Genomic DNA, 2603 nt, shown 5'->3' with positions numbered 1-2603 from the left:
TAGCCTTCGTTTCGGTGCAAATCTATTGTACTTCGTTCAGTTCGTATTGCTATCAATTTCAGGTCATTTTGGTTACCGTGTCCTGATACGTGAGTGTTAATTAAGGAATCCGTGAGGTGATGACGTTGACATTTTTTTTGAAAAGTAAATCAAAAATTTTATTAATGTTTTTTCTTGGTTGCAGGAATGGGAGAAGAAGAAAAAATATAGTATCTGGGACTTAACTTAATTTGTCTGTGAGTGTTGTTAACCAATTCTGCTTAAAGCTGCTAAGGAGCTCTCCTTGTGAACCGGTGCAAAGCAAGATAATATAACGATGTTAGATATTACTTGTGACAAGGGGTGCCTTCAGGGATGTTAAGATAGCCATGTTTTTTGCCAATTTCCAAAAGCTTTTCCATGCTGCGCCCAACACTGCAACTTTTCTTTTAGTCTGAATAGCAGTTTCTACAATTTGTTTGATGCGTAAAAATTAGAAGCAAAAGTAACAATAATGATACGGTCTACAATATTTTACAAAAAGTTCATTAATGGAAGCCCCAATAGTACTTTCGGATTGGACCAACCCAGATTGCTCGGCATTAGTAGAATCAGAAAGCAGGTACAAAACGCCTTCTTTGTTTAATCTTGATTAATTTATCATATTGCGCTTCTGACCTACTGGAGTATAATCAATTTTAAAAATCCCCAGTATAAAAAATATTGCCGTGTTGGTGTTAAAAACGATCCCAAAAGTGTCAGGAATAGAGTGGTTAAGTCTGATGAAAGACACATTTACTTGATGGCTAAATTCTGGTGTATTTGGTATCATGGTTGTACATTTTTTCTATTTCTTTGGGCAGGGCGCCAATTTCTTTATGCTCTGGCTAATTTATGTTCTAACAAATAATATGCAATCCCTGAGACAAAAATTTTAGGAATACGCACTTTTTTAAGCAAATAAGGAATGCCTCCCAATATGATCTTCATGTCCGTGAGTAACAAAAAGCCCTGCACAATACGCGATTCTGTTTTTTCAATAAATAATCATAATCGGGAATGACGTAATTGACTCCCTAACAAAAAATCATCTGAAAACAAAATCCCTGAATCTACAATAAAAATTTGCTTGTGAATTTCAAAAACATACATGTTTTTCCAACTTCGCCAAGCCCTCCCAAAGCAAAGAAGAAACATCGGAATTATAGTTATTAATCACTTTGGGTCTAAATTATTCATAAAGAAATTATTCTCCTTTAAAATCTCATTAAAATCAATAAAAAACTGTTAGGGTTTCCTATTTTAACGATTATTACTACCTATATTATAGTATAATATAAGCAATAATTGTAATTAATTATTGTATAAAAATTCATATTTTTAGCAAAAAGACATTATAAATTATATTCATAAAGAAAATAGGTAATAAAGTTTATGAAAAAAACTAATTTTTTTGATATTGACGGCACTTTAAGAAGTAATAAAAATAAAGCTATTTTGCCTCAGACAAAAGCGTTAATCAAAGAGCTTTCACAAGATCCTAATGTAGTTTTAGGAATTGCTACAGGCAGAAGTTATGCTAGATTAGAGTTTTAAAAGAATTAAGACCTTTATTTAAATATTTAGTTTTGTGCAACAGCGCCTCTTACAATGCAAGCAAAAAAAGACGCAAGAAAAAAAAGTCCTTAATGAGGTTTGTTTTTGACTAAAAAGATGTTATGCAAGTAAAAAGAAAGCAGCTGCTAAAAATGGAGTTGCTTTAACTCTTTTTACCTTGGACCAAATTTTTGCCATAGATTTACAAAACGACCAAACACTCAAAATATTAGCAGTTTTAAAGCGGAACAAAAACTAGTTCTAAATGATGCTTTTTTAAGCAACAAAAAGTTTATCAAATGGTATTATTACATGAAAAAAGAAAACGATAAAGAAAAGATACAACAATTTTTAAAAAATATGCCCCAATTAAAAGCTTACTTTTGGGATAGTGGTTTTGTTGATATAATGTATCAAAAAATAGACAAATCATACGGAATTAAGCAAATTAAGGCTCTTTATCCCGATCATCAATTAATTTGTATGGGAGACGGTCCCAACGACTTTGAAATGCTTAAATTAGCTGATGTGGCAATTACTATGGGAAATACCAAAATAGAAGATTTAAAAAATATTGCTAATTTTGTAAGCCCTCATATTGATGAAGACTGCATGTATGATTTTTTAAGACTAAAAAAATAATTTAATAGTTTGAAAGAAAAGTTGTAACAATTTGTTGAAGCTTTTTTGTTGTGTTAATATATAATAAAGTTAAACCGCTTATCTCATCAATAAGCGGTTTAACTTTTGAAGGAGGTTTTATTTATATTTATTATGGGGAATAATAAATGGAGCGGGCGATGGGAATCGAACCCACTTCTTAGCTTGGAAGGCTAAGGTAATGGCCATTATACGACGCCCAGGCATAGATAGTTAATTAAGGATGGTCGGAAGGCAGGATTTGAACTCATGACCTCCTGGTCCCAAACCAGGCGCTATACCAAGCTAAGCTACTTCCCGTTCATTGCATTTATGATGTTTTAATGGTACACCTAAGAGGATTTTGAACTCTAGCCTTCTGATCCGAG

Annotated in this window: 1 protein-coding gene and 1 pseudogene; both read left to right on the top strand. The window is 32.4% G+C overall.

Annotation, left to right across the window (positions count from 1 at the left end; translation table 11 throughout):
- Window positions 1–1413 precede the first annotated feature (1413 nt).
- The gene (locus ACEW7V_RS00820) at window positions 1414–1575 is read left to right on the top strand and encodes an HAD family hydrolase (RefSeq protein WP_374695580.1); all 162 of its coding nucleotides are present in this window, start codon (window positions 1414–1416) and stop codon (window positions 1573–1575) included.
- A gap of 225 nt (window positions 1576–1800) precedes the next feature.
- Window positions 1801–2217: pseudogene (locus tag ACEW7V_RS00815) on the top strand (HAD family hydrolase); the annotation flags it as partial.
- Between the last annotated feature and the right edge of the window lie 386 nt (window positions 2218–2603).

Source organism: Areca yellow leaf disease phytoplasma, assembly GCF_041920595.1.
The sequence above is the reverse complement of the archived record's forward strand: the minus strand, read 5'-3'. Positions and strand labels throughout refer to the sequence as shown.

What these genes read in the sequence shown, in the direction of transcription:
- ACEW7V_RS00820 (WP_374695580.1), top strand. Translation starts at nt 1,414, where the DNA reads ATGAAAAAAACTAATTTTTTTGATATTGACGGCACTTTAAGAAGTAAT.